Origin of the sequence: Actinoplanes sp. HUAS TT8 (assembly GCF_051380535.1) — a bacterium.
Lineage (GTDB): Bacteria > Actinomycetota > Actinomycetes > Mycobacteriales > Micromonosporaceae > Actinoplanes.
Genome location: NZ_CP195646.1, coordinates 4,030,364 through 4,048,854, shown reverse-complemented (window position 1 = coordinate 4,048,854; position 18,491 = coordinate 4,030,364). Strand labels below are relative to the sequence as shown.

The following is an 18,491-nucleotide window of genomic DNA, read 5'->3' as shown; positions in this document are numbered from 1 at the left end:
GGCCGTGGCGTGTTGCCTGGGTCACTCGCTCTTCTCCATCAACTGCTTGATGGGTAACGTTGGTCAGGCCGGACGACGACCTTCGAGGAGTGGACATGCGAGTTGTGGTTATCGGGGCCGGGATCGGTGGCCTAACCCTGGCCCAGGCCCTGCGCGGTGCGGGCATCGACGTCGTGGTCCACGAGCGGGACGCCCGCGCCGAGGCGACCGCCGGATATCAGCTGCACCTCGACGACACCGCCTGCGCGATCCTGCGGCGGCACCTTCCGCCCGCGTCCTTCCAGGCACTGCTGGCGAGCTCGCCGAGCCACGCCGCACACCGGTGGTTCTTCTTCGCCGACCATCGGATGCGCGTGCTGGCCAAGAAGGAGATTCCCCTCGACCAGGAGATGCTGCTCGTCGGCCGGGTCGGGCTGCGCGTGCTGCTGGCCCGCGGGCTGGACGACGCCATCCGCTGGGGGAGTGAGTACGTGCGGCACGAGACGCACCCCGACGGCACGGTGACGGCCCACTTCGCCGACGGCACCGAGGATCACGGTGATCTGCTGGTGGCCGCCGACGGCTCGACGTCCCGGGTGACCGCGGCACTGGCCGGCCGCCCGACCTCGGCGCCGATCGGGATCGGGGGCATCGCCGGGCGGACACCACTGACCCCGGCGATCCGTGAGCGGCTGCCCGACGTGCTGGCCGGAGGCTCGGTGCTCGGCGTCGGGCCCGGGGGGATCGGCACCTTCCTCACACTGTTCGACGTGGAGGCCGGGGCCGCGCTGGACCCCGGCCTCGGCGCCGACAGTCCGGCGGTGACCGAGTCGTCGGCCGTCTACTGGGGTGTCAACGTGCCGCTCGACCGTCTGCCCGACGCCCGCAAGAGCGGCCCGGACGCCGCTGTCCACGCGGCGGTCGCGCTGCTGAAAGGCTGGTCGCCGGTGATGCGGGACGTGGTCGCGGCGGCCGACCGGGCGACGGTCGGCACGTTCCGCTACCACGCCTGCGACCCGGGTGCGCACCTGACGCCGTGGGCGTCGGGCGTGGTCACCGGCCTGGGTGACGCCGTGCACGCCATGCCGCCGACCGGCGGCCGGGCCGCCGCGACGGCCATCCGGGACGCCGATCTGCTGGCCGAGCACCTGGCCGGCGCGGTCAAGGGGCGCACGACGATTCCGGTTGCGGTGCATGAGTACGAGCGCGGCCTCACCGCGTATGCGGGCGAGGCCGTCCGGGTGTCGATGCAACCGATCGTGTGGCAGCGGCGGCTCGCGCATCCGGCCCTCTCGCTGCTCACCAGGCTTGCCACCCCACTGGCCGCCGCCCTGCACCGCTGAGCCGAGCCCCCGGGCGCCCTGGACGGTGGGGGCCGCCTAGGCTGCCATCAAGCAGCTGATGGGGAACATGGGGGCGGGATGCCGGCCAAGCGGCGGACAGCAGGTGACGGCGAGCAGCGCCGGGCGCAGATCATCACGACCGCTCAGCACACGATCGCGGCCCTGGGGTTCGAGGGTCTGCGGGTCCGGGACGTCGCCGACCGGGTCGAGATCAACATCGCGACGCTGCACTACTACTTCCCCTCGAAGGAAGCACTGGTGGCGGCGGTTGTCCGGGACGTCGTCGGCACGCTGGAGCGGATGCCGGCCGGAACCTCCGAGGACGATCCGGCGGTGGCGCTCGCTCGCCATCTGGAGCACGTGCTACGCCGTTTCGAGACCGATCGTGACCAGCTCGTGGTGCTCAACGAGTGCTACGCCCGGGCCGGCCGTGACCCGGTGCTCCGGGACATCCTGCTGGTCAGCGACGAGGCGTGGGCCGGGTTTCTGCGGGCGATCCTGGAGGCCGGGCGGGATCGGGGGCAGTTCCGCGCCGACCTCGACCCGGATGCGGCCGTCGTGCTGATCATCGGCTTCCTCAAGAGTCTGCTGGCCCAGCTCGATCTCACTGCGGAGCGGGCCCGGGCCGCCGCCGCCGAACTCCTGCGCTCCCTCGCCGCGCCGGGTGGTTCCGGCGCTGCGAGGGTATGACCGTTTCGTGCGATCGCCGTGGCAGTATCCGAGCCGTATCGTGCCGCTGGCGTTCCTGGGCGCGATCGTGGTCGGGACCGGCCTGATGATGCTTCCGGCCGCCCGGGCCGAGGCCGGGCACGCGCCGCTGGTCACCGCGCTGTTCACCGCGGCGTCGGCGGTCTGCGTCACCGGGCTGTCCGTGGTCGACACCCCGACCTACTGGTCCACCTTCGGGCATGTGCTGCTCACCGTGCTGTCGCAGATCGGCGGGTTCGGCATCATGACCCTCGCCACCCTGCTCAGCCTGCTGGTGTCGCGCCGGCTCGGACTGCGGGGGCGGTTGCTGGCACAGGCCGAGAGTGCCGGACTCACCGGCGGCAACATCGGCGCGGTGCTGCTGCGGGTGGCCGCGGTCATGCTGGTCTCGGAGACCGCGATCGCGGCCGTGCTCACGGTCCGGTTCTGGCTCGCCTACGACTACTCGCCGGGCCGTGCTGTCTGGGAGGCGGTCTTCCACGCCGTTCAGGCGTTCAACAACGCGGGTTTCGCGCTCTACCCCGACAGCCTGGTCCGGTTCGTCGCCGACCCGTGGATCTGCCTGCCCCTGATTTTCGGGGTGCTGGCCGGGTCGATCGGTTTCCCGGTGCTGTTCGAGCTGGCCCGCGAGTGGCGCCGCCCGGGCACCTGGTCCACGCACACCAGGCTGACGGTGTGGGGCACGGTGCTTCTGTCGGTCTTCGGGTTCGTCACGTTCCTGGTCTTCGAGTGGCGCAACCCGGGCACGCTGGGCCCGCTCGGCACCCCGGCGAAGGTGCTGGCCGCGTTCACCCAGGACGTGATGACGCGCTCCGGCGGGTTCAACACCGTCGACCTCGGACATCTGAACAGCGAGACCACCGCGGTCACGACCGGGTTGATGTTCATCGGCGGCGGCAGTGCCAGCACCGCGGGCGGCATCAAGATAACCACGTTCCTGCTGCTGGCGTACGTGATCTGGGCCGAACTGCGCGGCGAACCGGACGTGGTCATCCAGCACCGCCGGATCGCCGAGGAGACGCAACGGCAGGCGATCACCGTGGCCCTGATGGGTGTCGCCCTGGTCGCGACCGGCACCCTGGCCCTGGATGCGCTCACCGACGGTGTGCCTTTCGACCGGGCGTTGTTCGAGGTCACGTCCGCGTTCGCCACGGTCGGCCTGTCCACCGGGGTCACCGCCGATCTGCCGTCCTCGGCGCAGGTCCTGCTCGTCGTCCTGATGTATGTCGGCCGGGTCGGCACGATCACCGTCGGCACGGCGATCGCCCTGAACACCCGCCGCCGGCTGTACCGCTATCCGGAAGAGAGGCCCCTCGTTGGCTGACCGAAGCGCACGCGGCGACAACGTGGTGGTGATCGGGCTGGGCCGGTTCGGCGGGCAGGTCGCCGCGTCCCTGCTCGACCTCGGCTACGAGGTGCTCGGCATCGACACCGATCCGCGCATCGTGCAGGACTGGTCCGACCGGCTGACCCAGGTCGTCGAGGTGGACGCCACCGACGAGGACGCGTTGCGCCAGATCGGCGTGCACGAGTTCCCGCGCGCGGTCGTCGGCATCGGCACGAACCTGGAGACCAGTGTGCTGACCGTGCTGACCCTGACCGAGCTCGGCGTGCCGGAGATCTGGGCGAAGGCGACCAGCGTCAAGCACGGCAAGATCCTGTCCTCGGTCGGCGCGCAGCACGTGATCTTCCCCGAGACCGAGATGGGGGAGCGGGTCGCGCACCTGATCACCGGGCGGATGCTCGACTACATCGAGTTCGACGACGGTTTCGCCATCGCCAAGGTCCGGGCCCCGCGCGGCGCGGCCGGCCGCACGCTGCGGGATCTCGCCCTGCGTGGCACGTGGGGGATCACCGTCGTCGGCACCAAGCGCCCCGGCGAGGAGTTCGCCTACGCCACCCCGGACACGGTCGTCCCGGACGGCTGCGTCCTCATCGTCGCCGGCGACACCGCCAAGGTGGAGGCATTCGCGGCGGCCACCTGAGCGCCGCGCCGTCAGCGCGGGACCGGGCAGATTCGGTGCTCGTCCGAGCAGAGTCGATAGTCGACGCCGGGCGTCAGTTCGACCCGGCTGCTGATGCGGTAGGTGATCCCGGAACCGCCGTTCTCCAGCACGATCGCGTACGGCGTGTCGTAACTCCACCCGCCGTCGTACCCGCCGAAGGCGTCGTTCGCCCCCGCCTCGTACCCGTCCCGGAAGATCTCGCTGTCACCGGCGGCCCGGCCGATCGTGGCCTGCAGCGCCCGACCGTCCCGCACGCCGTCGGCATAGCTCCCGTCGTCGGCCGGTGGCCGCACGGTCGCCCGCCCGGCGAGGAAAAGTCCCGCTCCGGCCACCAATGCCAAGATCAAAACAATTATTCGCGTACGCATCCGGATCGCCCTCCCGCACCCATCCTCGCAGAGTCGAAACCGCGTATCCTCTAGCGGAACGCCGTTTCCGAACGGTACGGTGCGACGATGGCGGTCACCGGGGAGTCCGAGCAGATCAGATCGGTGGCGGCCTATCCGGGACGCCCGCCGGTCGCCGTGCGGCGGGGCGCGGGGGCGCCGTTCGGCTGGTGGCCGGCGATCTGCGTCGCGCTCGTCGCCGCGATCGACCGGGTGGAGTACAACCTGCTGGCCGGCGCGCTGCCGACCATCCAGGAGGAGTTCGGCTTCAGCGACAGCGAGGGCGGCGCGATCGCCACGGCCGGCGCGATCGCCGCGATCATCCTGCTCCTGCCGGCCGGGAAACTGGCCGACACCGGCAAGCGCACCTGGACCATCGCCGCCGTCGTGGCGGTCTGGGCGCTGCTCACCGTCGGCACCGGGCTGGCCGGTTCCTACATGACGTTGTTCCTGGTCCGGGTCCTGCTCGGCGCGGCCGGTCAGCTCTACAATCCGCCGTCGTCGAGCCTGCTCGGCGATCTGTATCCGGGTCCGGGGCGGGCCCGCGCCTACGGCTACGAGCGGATGGCCTACTTCGCCGGCCTGCCGATCGGCGTCATCGCCGGTGGCGCGCTCGCGCAGACCCTCGGCTGGCGCACCGGGTTCTTCCTGGTCGCGGTGCCCGGCATCGTCATCGCGGTGCTGGTCCTGACCGTCCGGGAACCGGTGCGGGGCATCGGCGACCAGCTGGCCCGGTGGTACCGCGAGGACTCCACCGTGGAGGCCCCGGTGCCCGAGCCGGAGGTTCCGATGCGGGCGCAGATCGTCGCGCTGCTGCGCATTCGGACGCTGCGCTCGGTGATCACCGGCCTGAGCATCCTGTTCTTCGGTCTCGGTGGCCTGTTCTTCTGGATGCCGTCGTTCTACGCCCGCGAGTTCGGCCTGCCCGAGGCCTCGGCGGCGGCCGTCGGCGGCGGTGCCGGGCTGGTCGGGATCGTCGCCGGGATCCTGACCGGCAGCTGGCTCGGCGACCGCCGCCACCAGCACCGGGTCACCATCGGCGGCCTGTCGCTGCTGGTCGGCACGGTCTTCCTGGCCGGCGCGGTGAGCGTGCCGGTGCTGGCCCCCCAGGCGGTCTGCTTCACCCTGGCCAACGCCGGTTTTGCCGCGGCCATCGCCAACCTGACCGCGGCCAACGCCGACGTCGTGGCCGCCCACCGCCGCGGCCTGGGCTTCGCGGTGCTGCAGCTGGTGGTCACGCTCGGCGGCGCGCTCGGCCCGTGGCTGATCGGCCTGGCCTCGGACACCACCGGCTCACTGCGATGGGCGTACACCGTGGTGCTTCTGCCTTTGGCCGTCGGCAGCCTGATCGTTCTCCGCGGTCGCCACACCTACCGCCAGGACGCGGAAGCCGCCCTCGGGTCAGGCGGTGGGGCGGAATCGCAGGCGCAGAGTTGACGGGGCGCGGGTGAACAGGCCCGCGGGCGCCGCGGGCTCGGCCAGTTCGATGTCGTCCATGGCGTCGAGCAGGTCGTTGGCGGCGATCTCCACCTCGGTGCGGGCCAGCATGGCGCCCACGCAGAAGTGCCGGCCCAGCGCGAACCCGGTGTGGTTGGCGGCGGCCGTGAACGCCCGGCCGAAGTCCAGGTCGCCGCGGGTGATGTCGAAGCGGTCCGGGTCGGTGTAGCGGCGCGGGTCGCGGTTGGCCGCGGCGATCAGGCACACCACGGTGGCGCCGGCCGGGACGGTGCCGCCGGAGAGTTCGACGTCCTCGGCCGGCTGCCGCATGATCATCTGGACCGGGGGTGAGTGCCGCAGCGTCTCGGCCAGTGCGTTGGCGATGAGAGACCGGTCGGCGCGGACCATCGCCATCTGGTCGGGGTGGCGGATCAGGTTGAGCATCATGTTGGCGATCGCCTTGTCGGTGGTCTCGCCGCCGGCGACCAGGAGCAGGCTGACGAACGCCTTGATCTCCAGCGGGGTCATCTGCTCGCCGTCGATCTCGGCCGTGCACAGCACCGACAACAGATCGTCGCCGGGCGCCGCGCGCCGTTCGGCGATGCGCGGCAACAGGTACGACCGCATCTCCTCCCGGGTCGCCATGCCGCGCGCGGTCACCTCCGGGTCCTGGGTGAGGTTGGCCAGGAATCCCATGACCGCGGTGTACCAGCGGTGGAACAGGACGTGGTCGGACTTGGGCAGGCCCAGCATGTCCACGATCACGTTGATCGGGTACCGCGTGGTGTACGCGTCCACGAGATCCACCTCGCCGGTGCGCCGGAACCCGTCGAGCAGTTCGCGGCTGTTGGCCCGCATCACCGGGACGAACCGGGCGGCCAGCTCACTGCCCCGGAACGCCGGCGTGACCAGCCGCCGGTGGATGGCGTGCTCGCGCCCGTTCATCTGCAGGATCGTGCGGCCGTGCACCGGTTCCAGCTGCCAGGCGTAGTTGTCGCTGGTGAACACCGGGTCCTTGAAGGCGCGATCGACGTCCTCGTAACGACTGATCACGTACGCGTTCATGCCCGCATGGAAATTCAGGGGCTGGGTGTCGCGGAGCGCCCTCCACACCGGAACGGGATCGTCGAGACACTCGGGGGACAGGATGTCGGTGACGGTCATCGAAGTCCTCTCGGCGGCGCGGGTCGCCGGACGGGTCGCCGGCGCCCCGCATGAACCTACGACCGGGTTCGCGCCGCGGTCCACCGAACGACGCGAGTTCACACCGTTGACGCGTGAAGCGGACCCCGTGTCATCCGGCGGTGACCTCGAACAGGCGAGCGCCGAGTTTGACCTGGTCACCACGGTGGACGCCGACGGCCGTGACAGTTCCGGCGTACGGGGCGCGCAGGGTCAGCTCCATCTTCATCGCCTCCATGACCCCCAGGACGTCACCCTCGGCGACCGCCTGGCCCTCGGTGACCCGCACGTCGGTGACCGTGCCCGGCATCGGCGACACGACACTGCCGTCACCGGTCGCGCCGGCGGCGTCGGCGACCGGGTCGGGCCGCCGGAAGACGTGCCGCTGCCCCTGGTGGACGACCTCGGCCCCGCCCCGATCGAGCCGGACGAAAGCCACGGCCCGTCTGGTTTCGAGGCGGACCACGCCGGCCTCGACGCTACGGGCCAGCTCGCGCACCGAATCGGGGCCGACCACGACCGGTTCGTCGAGCTCGATGCGGGGCGGCCGGGCCGGCCCGCTCAGCCGGAAGCCGTCCGCCGCGAACGGCCCGGCCGGGCCCGACCGCAGCTCGGCGGCCTGGACCCAGGCCGCCAGCAGTCGCGCGTCGTCCGCTCCGGGCGGCGGCACGGCGTGCTTGTCGAGCCAGGCCGTGTCGATCGCCGCGTCCCGGAACTCGTCCCGGGCCAGCAGCGCCCGCAGGAACCCGGTGTTCGTGGTCAGCCCGAGCACCACGGTCTCGTCGAGGGCCGCGATCAACCCCAGCCGGGCCGCCTCGCGGTCGGGCCCGTGCACGATCACCTTGCCCAGCATCGGGTCGTACGAGGTGGACACGACCTGCCCGGACTCCAGGGCGTGATCGACCCGCGCGCCGGCCGGCCAGCGGACGTACGTCGCCGTGCCCGCCTGCGGCAGGAACCCGCCGAACGCGTCCTCGGCGTACACCCGCGCCTCGATCGCCCACCCGTCGCGCCGCACCTGGTCCTGGGTCAGGCCGACCGGTTCCCCGGCCGCGATCCGCAGCTGCATCCCGACCAGGTCGAGCCCGGTGATCGCCTCGGTGACCGGGTGCTCGACCTGCAGCCGGGTGTTCATCTCCAGGAAGTAGAACTCGCCGGTGGCGCTGTCGAGCAGGAACTCGACGGTCCCGGCGCTGACGTAGCCGACCTCGCGGGCCAGGTCGACCGCCGCCCCGGTGAGCCGTTCCCGGGTCGGCTCGTCGATGGTCGGGGCCGGCGCCTCTTCGAGGACCTTCTGGTGGCGGCGCTGCGTCGAGCAGTCACGTTCCCACAGGTGCAGCACGGTGCCGTGCCGGTCGCCCATCACCTGAACCTCCAGGTGGCGCCCGGATTCCACGTACCTCTCGATGAGCATCGTGTCGTCGCCGAAGGCGGCGATCGCCTCGCGTTTCGCGGCGGCGACGGCCTCCGGGAGCTCGCCGGCCGTGCGGACGACCCGCATGCCCTTGCCGCCACCGCCGGCCGCGGCCTTGACCAGGACCGGATAGGTGAACGAGGTCGGATCCTCGTCGATGCCGTACGACGGCACGACCGGCACCCCGGCCGCCACCGCGACCTCGCGGGCCGCATCCTTGCGGCCCATCCGTTCCATCACCGCCGAACTGGGCCCGGCCAGGGCGACGCCGGCCTTCTCCAGCGCGGCGGCGAACGTGGCCCGCTCGGACAGGAAACCGTAGCCGGGGTGCACCACGTCGGCGCCGGTGCGCACGGCCGCGTCGACGACGGCGTCGACGTCGAGGTAGGACGGCACCCGGACGGCGACGTCGGCCGCCCGCACGTGCGGCGCGGTCGCGTCCAGGTCGGTGTGGACGGCGACGGTGCGCAGGCCCATGGCCCGGGCCGTACGGAACACCCGCAGCGCGATCTCGCCGCGGTTGGCCACCAGAACGGTCTTCAACTCATCACATCCGGAAGATGCCGTAGGACGGCTCGGGGATCGGGGCGTGGGCGGCGACGGCGAGTCCCATGCCCAGGACACGGCGGGTGTCGACGGGGTCGATGACACCGTCGTCCCACAGTCGCGCGGTCGCGTAGTACGGGGAGCCCTGACGTTCGTACTGCTCACGGATGGGTTGTTTGAACGCCTCGACCTCCTCCGGCGTGTTCAGGTCGGAGCGGACGGTCGCCAGGACCGACGCGGCCTGCTCGCCGCCCATCACCGAGATCCGCGCGTTCGGCCACATCCACAGGAAGCGGGGGTCGTAGGCGCGCCCGCACATGCCGTAGTTGCCGGCACCGAACGAGCCGCCGATGACGACGGTGAACTTCGGGACGACCGAGCAGGCCACGGCCGTGACCAGTTTTGCGCCGTCGCGGGCGATGCCGTTGTTCTCGTACTCCCGGCCGACCATGAAACCGGTGATGTTCTGCAGGAAGATGATCGGGATCTTGCGCTGGTTGCACAGCTCGATGAAGTGCGCGCCCTTGAGCGCCGACTCGGAGAACAGGATGCCGTTGTTGGCGACGATGCCGACCCGGTGGCCGTAGATGGTGGCGAACCCGGTCACCAGCGTCTCGCCGTACAGCTTCTTGAACTCGTGGAAACGGCTGCCGTCGACGATCCGGCGGATCACCTCGCGCACGTCGTAGGGCGTGCGAGTATCGGAGGGGACCACGTCGTAGAGCGTCTCGGGCGCTTCGAGCGGATCCTCGACCTCAAGGTCCGCCCGGTCCGGCGCGGGCAGTGTGTCCACGATGCTGCGCACGATGGCCAGCGCGTGCGCGTCGTCGTTGGCCAGGTGGTCGACCACGCCGGAGCGCCGCGCGTGCACGTCCCCGCCGCCGAGCTCCTCGGCCGTGACGACCTCGCCGGTGGCGGCCTTCACCAGCGGCGGCCCACCCAGGAAGATCGTGCCCTGATCCTTGACGATCACCGTCTCGTCGGACATCGCCGGCACGTAGGCGCCACCGGCCGTGCACGAGCCCATCACCGCGGCGATCTGCGGGATGCCGCGGGCCGACAGGTTGGCCTGGTTGAAGAAGATCCGGCCGAAGTGCTCCTTGTCCGGGAACACCTCGTCCTGCCGGGGCAGGAAGGCGCCGCCGGAGTCGACCAGGTAGATGCACGGCAGGTGGTTCTGCGCGGCGATCTCCTGCGCGCGCAGGTGCTTCTTGACCGTGATCGGGTAGTAGGTGCCGCCCTTGACGGTGGCGTCGTTGGCCACCACCACGACCTCGCGCCCGCCGACCCGGCCGATGCCGGTGACGATGCCGGCGCTCGGCACCGTCCACGCCTCGTCGCCGGGGCCGTACATTCCGTACGCGGCCAGCGCGCTCAGCTCCAGGAACGGGCTGCCCGGGTCCAGCAGCCGGTCGACCCGCTCCCGGACCAGCAGTTTCCCGCGGTCGGTGTGCTTCTTGCGGGCGGCCGCGCTGCCCCCGGCGCCCTCGCCGCGCACCACGCCGAGGCGGTCGCGCAGCTGGGCGGCGAGGTCGCTGAGGTTCTCCATCGATCGATCTCCTGAAATCGTCACTCGACCGGAAGGCCCAGGCCGCGCGCGATGAGCATGCGCTGCACCTCGCTCGTGCCCTCGCCGATCTCCAGGATCTTGGCGTCCCGGTAGAACCGGGCCACCGGGTACTCCTCCATGAAGCCGTACCCACCGAAGATCTGCGTGGCGACCCGGGTGCCGGTGACCGCCGCCTCGGTCGCGTACAGCTTGGCGATCGACGCCGACTGCTTGAACTCGGCCCGCGACGGCGCGCCCGGGACGCCCCGGTCCATCGCCACCTTCATCGCCGCCGCCTTGTAGGTCAGCAGCCGGGCCGCTTCCAGCATCACGCGCAGGTCGGCGATCTGGAACGCGACGCCCTGCTTGCGGCCGATCGGCCCGCCGAAGGTCATCCGCTGACCCGCGTACGGCACCGCCATGTCCACACACGCCTGCAGGCAGCCGACGGCCAGCGCGGCGATCGCCACCCGCCCGCCGTCGAGCGTGTTGAGGAACTGCGCATACCCCCGGCCGCGCTCGCCGAGCAGGTGGTCGGCCGGCACCCGGCAGTCGGTGAAGGTCAGCGGGTGGGTGTCCGAGATGTGCCAGCCGAGCTTGTCGTAGGCGGGCTCGACCAGGAAACCGGGCGTCCCCGAAGGCACGATGATCGCGGAGATCTCGGCCCGGCCGTCCTCACGGGTGCCGGTCCGTGCGGTCACCGTCACCACCGACGTCATCGCCGAACCGGAGTTGGTGATGAACTGCTTCCCGCCGTTGATCACCCAGGAGTCGCCGTCGAGCTCGGCCCGGGTGCGGGTGGCGCCCGCGTCCGACCCGGCGTCCGGCTCGGTCAGGCCGAAACCGGCCAGCGCGCGCCCGGCGACCAGGTCGGGCAGCCAGCGCTGCTGCTGCTCGGCCGTGCCGAACGCGACCAGCGGCTTGATGCCCAGCTCGACCGCGGCCTCCAGGGTGATGCCGAGCGCCTGGTCGACCCGGCCCAGCTCCTCGATCGCGATGCACAGCGACAGGAAGTCGCCGTCGGCGCCGGCCCCGCCGTACTCCTCCGGGGCGGTCAGACCCATCAGGCCCAGGTCACCCATCTTGCGCACGACGTCGACCGGGAAATGGTGCGCCCGGTCCCAGGCCGCGGCGTGCGGCGCGATCTCCTTCTCGGCGAACTCCCGGACCAGTGCGCGAAACGCCTCATGGTCGCGGCTCAACTCGAACATGCTGCTCCCTCGTCGATGACTGAGCACCCACCCGTGATCCACCCTAACGCTCGTTAACCATAACGATCGTTAACGAGCGTGTGTGCCCGGCCCGGCGGTGTTCGTGAATTCCGCCAGCAACGCCCGGAGCTGCGCGTGATAGCTCTCGACGTTACGCAGCTTGACCTGCTCATACCCCCGGACCAGGTCGGGCAGACCGGCGATCCGTACGGCCAGGTCGTAGTTCTCGGGCGTCAGCCCGGCTCGCAGCGTCTCGGCCACGCGCCGGTACTCCTCGATCAGCGCCCGCTCGACCCGACGCACCCGCGCAAGACCAAAAGGATCAAGAGCGGTTCCGCGTACGCGTCGAGCCGCGGCCAACGCCCGGAAACCGACCCGGAAAGCCGGCCCCAGCGTCAGCTTCTGCCGCATCCCCAGCGCCCGCAGAGCCGGCGGATGCAGCCGCCACGAGGCCCGCGCACCCGGCCCGAACTGCTCGGCGATCCGCTCGTCCATCGCCGGGTCCAGGCTCAGCCGCGCCACCTCGTACTCGTCCTTGTAGGCCATCAACTTGTACAGCCCGGCCGCCACGGCCTCGGTGAGTCGCCCGTCGGCCCGGTCGGCGGCCCGCACGCGGTCGACGACCTGCTGATACGCGTCGGCGTAGGCGACGTTCTGATACGCCACCAGGTCCTCGTAGCGCCAGCGCGCCGCGTCCCGCGGCTCCGCCTGCTCATCGGGGGTGTTCCAGGGCACCCCGGCCGGATCGGCGACCGCCTGACGGCCCCGGCGGAACGCCTGCAGGTTCTTCTCCACGGCGACCCCGTTGAGCCGGATGGCCTCCTCGATCGCCGACGCCGGCAGCGGCAGCGCCCCGGTCTGGAATCCGGCGCCGAGCAGCAGCATGTTCGCGTACTGGTCGTCGCCGAACAGCCGGCCGCTGACCGCCCGCGCGTCCAGGTTCAGCGGCGGCTCCCGGAAGACGCCGGCGAGCTGCTCGGCCACCCCGGCGGTGTCGGGCAGCCCGACCGCCGGATCGGACACCATCGCGCCGGTCGGCACCACCGAGGTGGACAGCACCGCCACGGTCCGGTCGGCCGCGGCCACCCGCAGGTTGCGCTCGTCGGCGGCGACCAGCAGGTCACAACCCAGGTACAGGTCGCAGGACCCGGCGCTGATCTTGTTGGTGGCGATCCCGTCGCCCCGGGTCAGCACGACGTCGGAGACGACCGCGCCACCCTTCTGGGCCAGACCGGTCTGGTCCAGCGACCGGGCGTGCCAGCCGCCGAGCAGCCCGGCCGTGGCCACGATCTGCGAGATCGTCACCACGCCGGTGCCGCCGATCCCGGTGATCCGCACCCCGGTCGTGGTCCGCTCCCGGTCGCGCGGCGGCGCCGGCAGGTCGTCCGGTCCCAGATCGCCGACCGCGACCCGGGCCTTCTTCCCGGCCGGCACCTCGACGGTCATGAACGCCGGGCAGTCCCCGTCCAGGCACGAGTAGTCGATGTTGCAGGTGGTCTGGTCGATCCGGGTCTTGCGGCCCAGGGGCGTCTCGATCGGGTAGACCGACAGGCAGTTGGACTTGCGCCCGCAGTCGCCGCAGCCCTCGCAGACCCGCTCGTTGATCACGACCCGGGTCGAGGTGGCCTGCGCGGCCGTGCGCTTGCGGCGCCGCCGCTTCTCGGTCGCGCACTCCTGGTCGTGCACCAGCACGGTGACGCCCGGCGTGGCCGCCAGCAGCGTCATCGCCTCCTCGATGCGCGAGCGGTCCCAGACCACGACGCCGCGCGGCAGCGTGACCTTGCGGTACCGGCCCAGGTCCTCGGTCGTGACGATCACCCGGGCGACGCGCTCGGCCAGCAGGACGTCGACGATCTGGCGGACGCCCATGCCCCCGACCGCGGCCTGCCCGCCGGTCATCGCCACGGCCGAGTTGTAGAGCAGCTTGTAGGTGATGTTCACGCCCGCGGCCACGGCGGCTCGCACGGCCAGGGAACCCGAGTGGTCGAACGTGCCGTCACCCAGGTTCTGCACGTAGTGGTCGCGCTTCATGAACGGCGACAGGCCGATCCACTGCAGGCCCTCGCCGCCCATCTGCGACAGCCCGGTGACCCGCCCGACCTGGCCCTCGTCCATCAGCAGCACCATCGCGTGACAGCCGATACCGGCGCCGATCAGCACCCCGTCGCCGGTGGCGCCGCTGGTCGTGGCCGTCGAGGAGTTGTGCGGGCAACCGGAGCAGAAGTACGGCGCCCGCCGCGCCAGCGGCAGCAGTGTGCGCACGACCGGCGCCGCCGGCTCCTCACGGACGAGACCCTCGGCCCGCAACCGGCGCCCGAGCAGCGGAAGGATGGTGTCGACGTCGAGTTCGCCGTACGCGGGAAAAAGGTCCTTGCCGGAAATGGCCGGGGCCCGTTCGGTGCCGTAGAGGATCTCCCGGAGCCCGGCCTCGAGGAAGCTCCGTTTCTCCTCGATCACGATGATCTGGTCCAGACCGTCGGCGAACTCCCGGACGATCTCCGGTTCGAGCGGCCACACCATGCCGAGGCGCAGCACGCGCACCGGGCTGTCCTCGACCGCGAGGTTCAGGCGCTCCAGCGCGACCATGGTGTCCTGCCAGGTGCGGCCGGCCGCGACGATGCCGACCCGGTCGCCGGGCGCCCGGCCGATGATCGTGTTGAGCCCGTTGTCGCGGGCGTACTCGCGGGCCAGGTCCAGGCGGTTGGTGACCAGGTCCCGCTCGATCGGACCGAGCATCGGCTGCAGCAGCCTGGCCGTCGGCTCGTGCCGCCCGGCCCGGCGCGCCAGCACCGGCTCGCCGAACGGCGCGTCCAGCGACACCGGACCGGACCCGTCGGCCACGTTGGTGACGATCTTCAGGGCGGTCCACAGCCCGGACGCCCGGGACAGCTCGATCGCGTGCTGCCCGAGCCGCAGGATGTCCTGGCTGTCGGCCGGGTACAGGGTCGGCACGTGCAGGTCGGCCAGCGCGAGCTCGGACGCGCAGGGCACGCTCGACGACTTCGCCGCCGGGTCGTCACCGACCAGCAGCACCACGCCGCCGCGCGGGTCGGCACCCATCAGGTTGCCGTGCCGGATCGCGTCGGTGGCCCGGTCCAGGCCGGGCGCCTTGCCGTACCAGAGGCCGACGACCCCGTCGTACGTCGCATCGCCGTGCCCGCCGAGCAGCTGCGTGCCCTGGATCGCGGTGGCCGCCGCCTCCTCGTTGAGGCCGGGCCGGAATACCACGTCGTTGTCGTCCAGCAGCTCACCGATGCGCCCGAGCTCCAGGTCGAACCCGGCCAGCGGCGAACCCTCGTAGCCGGAGACGAACGTGGCGACGTTGCGGCCGCGGGCCCGGTCGCGCCGATGCTGGTCGATCGGGAGCCGGGCCAGCGCCTGGATCCCGGTCAGCTGCACGGTGCCGGTACGGCGGGTGTAGCGCTCCGCCAGGGTCCGGATCACCGGCAACGACCGGGCCGGCATCGGGGCCTGTTCGACGACCATTGGTGCGTTTCCCCTCGTACATTTGGACCATCGGCGCGCCTAGTAAGGGTCAGCGGCTAGGCTCCCGGCAACCACCGACCCGGAAATTGAGCCAATGGCCTACATGTGACCTGTGCCACGGCGTTCGCGGTGGCAGTTGGCTCAGCTTCCCAGGAACAGGACCCCCATGCCGGACCAGATAGACGCACTCGACCTCCGGATCCTCGTTCTGGCCGTCCGCGAACCACGGGCCGGCGTCCGCGAGTTCGCCCGCCGGCTGGGCGTGGCCCGCGGCACCGTGCAGGCCCGCCTGGACAAGCTGGAGAAGCAGGGCGTGCTCACCGGCTGGGGCCCGGTCGTCGACCCGGGCGGGCTGGGCTACGCGTCCAAGGCGTACATCCGGCTGAGCGTCGCCCAGGGTGTGCTGGACGCCGTCACCGAGGGCCTGAGCCGCATCCCGGAGGTGATCGAACTGGACTCGGTGGCCGGCGACAGCGACCTGTTGTGCCTGGTCGTGGCCCGCGGCCCGGAAAACCTGGAGGAGGTCATCCAGCGGATCCTCGGCGTCCCCGGGGTCACCCGCAGCCGCACCGAACCGGTCCTGCGCCAGCGCATCCCGCGCCGGATCCTCCCGCTCATCGAGGCCCTGCGCCGCGACCGCTAGGGTTTCGGGAGTGAACGACAAGTCCATCGGTCTCAGGTCGGAACGCGGCGCCGTGCTCGTCGCGGTCATGCTCTGCACCGGGCTGGTGGCCATCGACGCGAACATCATCGCCACCGCCGTACCGTCGATCGTCAAGGATCTCGGCGGGTTCACCGAGTTCCCCTGGCTGTTCTCGATCTACCTGCTGGCCCAGGCCGTGTCGGTGCCGATCTACGGCAAACTCAACGACCTGTTCGGCCGCAAACCGGTCATCCTGTTCGGGGTCGGGCTCTTCCTGGCCGGCTCGATCCTGTGCGGCGTGGCCTGGTCGATGGCGGCGCTCATCGCGTTCCGGGTGGTCCAGGGACTCGGTGCGGGCGCGATCATGCCGACCACCATCACCATCGTCGGCGACCTCTACTCGGTCCGGGAACGCGCCCAGGTCCAGGGCTACGTGGCCAGCGTCTGGGGCATCGCCTCGGTGGCCGGCCCGGGGCTCGGCGGCGTGTTCAGCGAGTGGGTCTCGTGGCGGTGGATCTTCCTGGTCAACATCCCGCTCTGCCTGCTCGCCGGGCTGATGATCATGCGCCGGTTCCACGAGCGGGTCGACCGCGGCCGCCCATCCATCGACTACTGGGGATCGCTGCTGCTCGCGACCGGGGTCGGGCTGGTCATCCTGGGCGTGCTGGAGGGCGGGCAGGCCTGGGCCTGGGGCTCACCGGCCGGCCTGGCCGTGCTCGGCGGCGGCGTGCTCGCGCTGGTCGCGTTCGTCGCGGTCGAACGCCGCGTCGCCGAACCGGTTCTGCCGCTGTGGATGTTCCGGCGGCGGCTGCTCGTCTCCAGCGGGCTGATGGCGGTCGCGGTCGGGGCCATCCTGCTCGGCCTGTCGTCGTACCTGCCGACCTACGTGCAGGAGGTCCTCGGCGAGGGGCCGCTGGTGGCCGGCTTCTCGCTGGGCGCGCTCACCCTCGGCTGGCCGATCGCGGCGAGCCGGTCCGGGCGCGTCTACCTGCGGTTCGGGTTCCGCGCGTGCGCGCTCATCGGAGCGACCCTGGTCGTCATCGGCGCGCTGCTGCTGCTTTTTCTCGATCAAAATTCTTCGGTGTACGAGGTGGGAGGCTTCGGCCTGATCATCGGCCTCGGGATGGGCCTCACCGCGTCACCGACCCTGATCGCGGCCCAGTCCAGCGTCGGCTGGGGCGAGCGGGGTGTGGTCACCGCCGGGAACGTATTCCTGCGGTCGGTCGGCAGCGCGGTGGGCGTGGCCGTGTTCGGCGCGATCGCCAACGCGACGATCGGGGCCGGATCGGTCGAGCCGGCCCGGCTGACCCTGGCCGTGCACCGGATCTGCCTGTGCGTGGCCGTGCTGGCGGTGGTGATGGTGGCACTGGCCGCGCTGATGCCGGCGGCCGCGAACAGGGCGCTCACCGAGGTCCCGGCCGAATAACCCCGGCTCCGGGGCCGCTCGTTCTGGTCGCTTCGCGTCCGGGTCGGCCCGGCTCGTGCTGTCCGCTTCAGCCCCGCGTCCGCGGGCGCACCCGGCGCCACGGGCCACCCGGCGGGCGGCGTGAACGGCCGCCGACGACCACCTTGGCCGATCGGCCCGGGGTGCACCGCCGGGCCGGCTCCGGATCCGGCGCCGGTTCCGGGGCGGCGTCCTCCGAGCAGTTGTGCGGCCCGAACAGCGGCCACCAGTCGATCATCATGGGCACATCGTCGCCGAGCCCACCTGAGATGTGCCTGAGTGTTCCCCGCGTGTCGGGCCGCAGTGCCGAAAATGTCCGAGCGGGGTGCCGGTGTGGAACGCCAGGGCAGCAGGCGTCCCACACCGGCTGGGGGGTGAGCTCGGCTCCGGGCCGAGCCTGGCCGACCGCCTTCACGATCACCGCGCTGTTGTATGACGGTTACGTGACGGATGTTCACGAACGCGGTCCAGCGCGGCCGGCAGGTCGTCGAAGATGTCGAACACGCCGTCCAGCCGCATGGTGTGCAGCACGACCAGCACGTACCGCGACGGCGCGACCAGGGCCAGGAACCGGCCGTGCCGCTTGGCCTCCTGATGCGTGCGCACGAGCAGACCCAGCCCGGCCGAGTCGATCGCACCGGCCGAGCGCAGGTCGATCACCACGTACCGTCGCTCCTGGATCTCCTTGCCGAGCGCCGGTCGCAGCGTCTCGACGATCTCGGCCCCGAGATCGGTCCGCGGCACGATCACCGTCGTGTCCAGGTCCTCGAACACATGCCGCTCGACCGTCACCGGGCACCTCCGTCATGCGCGTGCTTCGGCCGGTCGGCGGTCGTGACCACGCCCGCCACCCCGGCCGTCGCGAACAGCACCTGCAACGCCACCTCGGCCGCGCCCGGCCCGGCCCCCGTAGGCACCGTCATCCGCACGATCACCGTGGCCAGCACCGCGGCACCGACCCCGGCCGCGGCGGGCAGCCACACCGGCACCGACCGGGCCCGCCGGGGCAGCAGCCGGCCGGCCAGCCCGATGACGAGACCTATCGTCACGGCGGTGAGCAGGCTGGACGCCGTCATGGCGGAAACCTCCGGAGGTGGCTCGATCGGCAACGACCAGAGCCAGACTGCCCGCCCGGATTCGCGAAATCGGCCCGCACC

The 18,491-nt window shown here is 71.5% G+C and carries 16 protein-coding genes; 7 read left to right on the top strand and 9 right to left on the bottom strand.

Annotation, left to right across the window (positions count from 1 at the left end):
- Positions 1-95: 95 nt before the first annotated feature.
- The 4 genes from ACSHV8_RS18400 (at position 96) to ACSHV8_RS18385 (ending at position 4,015) form a co-directional block, all read left to right on the top strand.
- Positions 96-1,322 carry an FAD-dependent oxidoreductase gene (locus tag ACSHV8_RS18400; RefSeq protein WP_436534679.1) on the top strand — a complete coding sequence of 409 codons (1,227 nt, stop codon included), beginning with the start codon at positions 96-98 and terminating at the stop codon, positions 1,320-1,322.
- A gap of 78 nt (positions 1,323-1,400) precedes the next feature.
- Positions 1,401-2,012: a TetR/AcrR family transcriptional regulator gene (locus tag ACSHV8_RS18395; RefSeq protein ID WP_436534677.1), complete on the top strand. Its 612-nt coding sequence runs from the start codon at positions 1,401-1,403 to the stop codon at positions 2,010-2,012.
- Positions 2,013-2,097: 85 nt separating this feature from the next.
- A complete protein-coding gene (locus tag ACSHV8_RS18390) occupies positions 2,098-3,354 on the top strand; it encodes a TrkH family potassium uptake protein (protein WP_436536812.1) in 1,257 nt (418 codons plus the stop codon).
- A complete protein-coding gene (locus tag ACSHV8_RS18385; RefSeq protein ID WP_436534675.1) occupies positions 3,347-4,015 on the top strand; it encodes a potassium channel family protein in 669 nt (222 codons plus the stop codon). Before ACSHV8_RS18390 ends, ACSHV8_RS18385 begins: the two co-directional genes overlap by 8 nt.
- Positions 4,016-4,026: 11 nt before the next feature.
- On the opposite strand, the gene ACSHV8_RS18380 is transcribed toward ACSHV8_RS18385, so the two are convergent.
- Positions 4,027-4,368, bottom strand: a complete 342-nt coding sequence (locus ACSHV8_RS18380; RefSeq protein WP_436534673.1) for a hypothetical protein — start codon at positions 4,366-4,368, stop codon at positions 4,027-4,029.
- A 123-nt stretch (positions 4,369-4,491) separates the two neighbouring features.
- Here ACSHV8_RS18380 and ACSHV8_RS18375 point away from each other — a divergent pair, with 123 nt between their 5' ends.
- A complete protein-coding gene (locus ACSHV8_RS18375; protein WP_436534671.1) occupies positions 4,492-5,859 on the top strand; it encodes an MFS transporter in 1,368 nt (455 codons plus the stop codon).
- Here the strand turns inward: ACSHV8_RS18375 and ACSHV8_RS18370 are convergent.
- The 5 genes from ACSHV8_RS18370 to ACSHV8_RS18350 form a co-directional block, all read right to left on the bottom strand.
- On the bottom strand, positions 5,824-7,023 hold the full coding sequence (locus ACSHV8_RS18370; RefSeq protein WP_436534669.1) for a cytochrome P450: 1,200 nt from the start codon (positions 7,021-7,023) through the stop codon (positions 5,824-5,826). The two genes, ACSHV8_RS18375 and ACSHV8_RS18370, sit on opposite strands and share 36 nt — an antisense overlap.
- Before the next feature lie 130 nt (positions 7,024-7,153).
- Entirely contained in the window at positions 7,154-8,998 is a 1,845-nt protein-coding gene (locus ACSHV8_RS18365) for a biotin carboxylase N-terminal domain-containing protein (protein WP_436534667.1), read from the bottom strand.
- A gap of 4 nt (positions 8,999-9,002) precedes the next feature.
- Positions 9,003-10,550, bottom strand: coding sequence for a carboxyl transferase domain-containing protein (locus ACSHV8_RS18360; protein WP_436534665.1), 1,548 nt, complete (start codon positions 10,548-10,550; stop codon positions 9,003-9,005).
- A 20-nt stretch (positions 10,551-10,570) separates the two neighbouring features.
- A complete protein-coding gene (locus ACSHV8_RS18355) occupies positions 10,571-11,761 on the bottom strand; it encodes an acyl-CoA dehydrogenase family protein (RefSeq protein ID WP_436534663.1) in 1,191 nt (396 codons plus the stop codon).
- A 69-nt stretch (positions 11,762-11,830) separates the two neighbouring features.
- Entirely contained in the window at positions 11,831-15,247 is a 3,417-nt protein-coding gene (locus ACSHV8_RS18350) for an indolepyruvate ferredoxin oxidoreductase family protein (RefSeq protein ID WP_436534661.1), read from the bottom strand.
- A 166-nt stretch (positions 15,248-15,413) separates the two neighbouring features.
- Between ACSHV8_RS18350 and ACSHV8_RS18345 the strand changes: the two genes are divergently transcribed.
- Together ACSHV8_RS18345 and ACSHV8_RS18340 are read left to right on the top strand one after the other, a co-directional pair.
- Positions 15,414-15,890: an Lrp/AsnC family transcriptional regulator gene (locus ACSHV8_RS18345; protein ID WP_436534659.1), complete on the top strand. Its 477-nt coding sequence runs from the start codon at positions 15,414-15,416 to the stop codon at positions 15,888-15,890.
- Positions 15,891-15,900: 10 nt separating this feature from the next.
- On the top strand, positions 15,901-17,316 hold the full coding sequence (locus ACSHV8_RS18340; RefSeq protein ID WP_436534657.1) for an MFS transporter: 1,416 nt from the start codon (positions 15,901-15,903) through the stop codon (positions 17,314-17,316).
- A gap of 67 nt (positions 17,317-17,383) precedes the next feature.
- Here the strand turns inward: ACSHV8_RS18340 and ACSHV8_RS18335 are convergent, their stop codons facing one another.
- The 3 genes from ACSHV8_RS18335 to ACSHV8_RS18325 form a co-directional block, all read right to left on the bottom strand.
- Positions 17,384-17,575 (bottom strand): hypothetical protein, encoded by a 192-nt coding sequence (locus tag ACSHV8_RS18335; protein ID WP_436534655.1) that lies wholly within the window; start codon positions 17,573-17,575, stop codon positions 17,384-17,386.
- A gap of 176 nt (positions 17,576-17,751) precedes the next feature.
- A complete protein-coding gene (locus tag ACSHV8_RS18330; protein WP_436534653.1) occupies positions 17,752-18,126 on the bottom strand; it encodes an STAS domain-containing protein in 375 nt (124 codons plus the stop codon).
- Positions 18,123-18,410 (bottom strand): GlsB/YeaQ/YmgE family stress response membrane protein, encoded by a 288-nt coding sequence (locus ACSHV8_RS18325; RefSeq protein WP_436534651.1) that lies wholly within the window; start codon positions 18,408-18,410, stop codon positions 18,123-18,125. The genes ACSHV8_RS18330 and ACSHV8_RS18325 overlap by 4 nt, the downstream gene beginning before the upstream one ends.
- Positions 18,411-18,491: the final 81 nt, after the last annotated feature.

Excerpts from the sequence above, each read along its gene's own strand:
- ACSHV8_RS18400 (WP_436534679.1), top strand. The coding sequence starts at position 96 with ATGCGAGTTGTGGTTATCGGGGCCGGGATCGGTGGCCTAACCCTGGCC.
- ACSHV8_RS18395 (WP_436534677.1), top strand. The coding sequence starts at position 1,401 with ATGCCGGCCAAGCGGCGGACAGCAGGTGACGGCGAGCAGCGCCGGGCG.
- ACSHV8_RS18390 (WP_436536812.1), top strand. The coding sequence starts at position 2,098 with ATGATGCTTCCGGCCGCCCGGGCCGAGGCCGGGCACGCGCCGCTGGTC.
- ACSHV8_RS18375 (WP_436534671.1), top strand. The coding sequence starts at position 4,492 with ATGGCGGTCACCGGGGAGTCCGAGCAGATCAGATCGGTGGCGGCCTAT.
- ACSHV8_RS18370 (WP_436534669.1), bottom strand. The coding sequence starts at position 7,023 with ATGACCGTCACCGACATCCTGTCCCCCGAGTGTCTCGACGATCCCGTT.
- ACSHV8_RS18360 (WP_436534665.1), bottom strand. The coding sequence starts at position 10,550 with ATGGAGAACCTCAGCGACCTCGCCGCCCAGCTGCGCGACCGCCTCGGC.
- ACSHV8_RS18355 (WP_436534663.1), bottom strand. The coding sequence starts at position 11,761 with ATGTTCGAGTTGAGCCGCGACCATGAGGCGTTTCGCGCACTGGTCCGG.
- ACSHV8_RS18350 (WP_436534661.1), bottom strand. The coding sequence starts at position 15,247 with ATGGTCGTCGAACAGGCCCCGATGCCGGCCCGGTCGTTGCCGGTGATC.
- ACSHV8_RS18345 (WP_436534659.1), top strand. The coding sequence starts at position 15,414 with ATGCCGGACCAGATAGACGCACTCGACCTCCGGATCCTCGTTCTGGCC.
- ACSHV8_RS18335 (WP_436534655.1), bottom strand. The coding sequence starts at position 17,575 with ATGATGATCGACTGGTGGCCGCTGTTCGGGCCGCACAACTGCTCGGAG.
- ACSHV8_RS18325 (WP_436534651.1), bottom strand. The coding sequence starts at position 18,410 with ATGACGGCGTCCAGCCTGCTCACCGCCGTGACGATAGGTCTCGTCATC.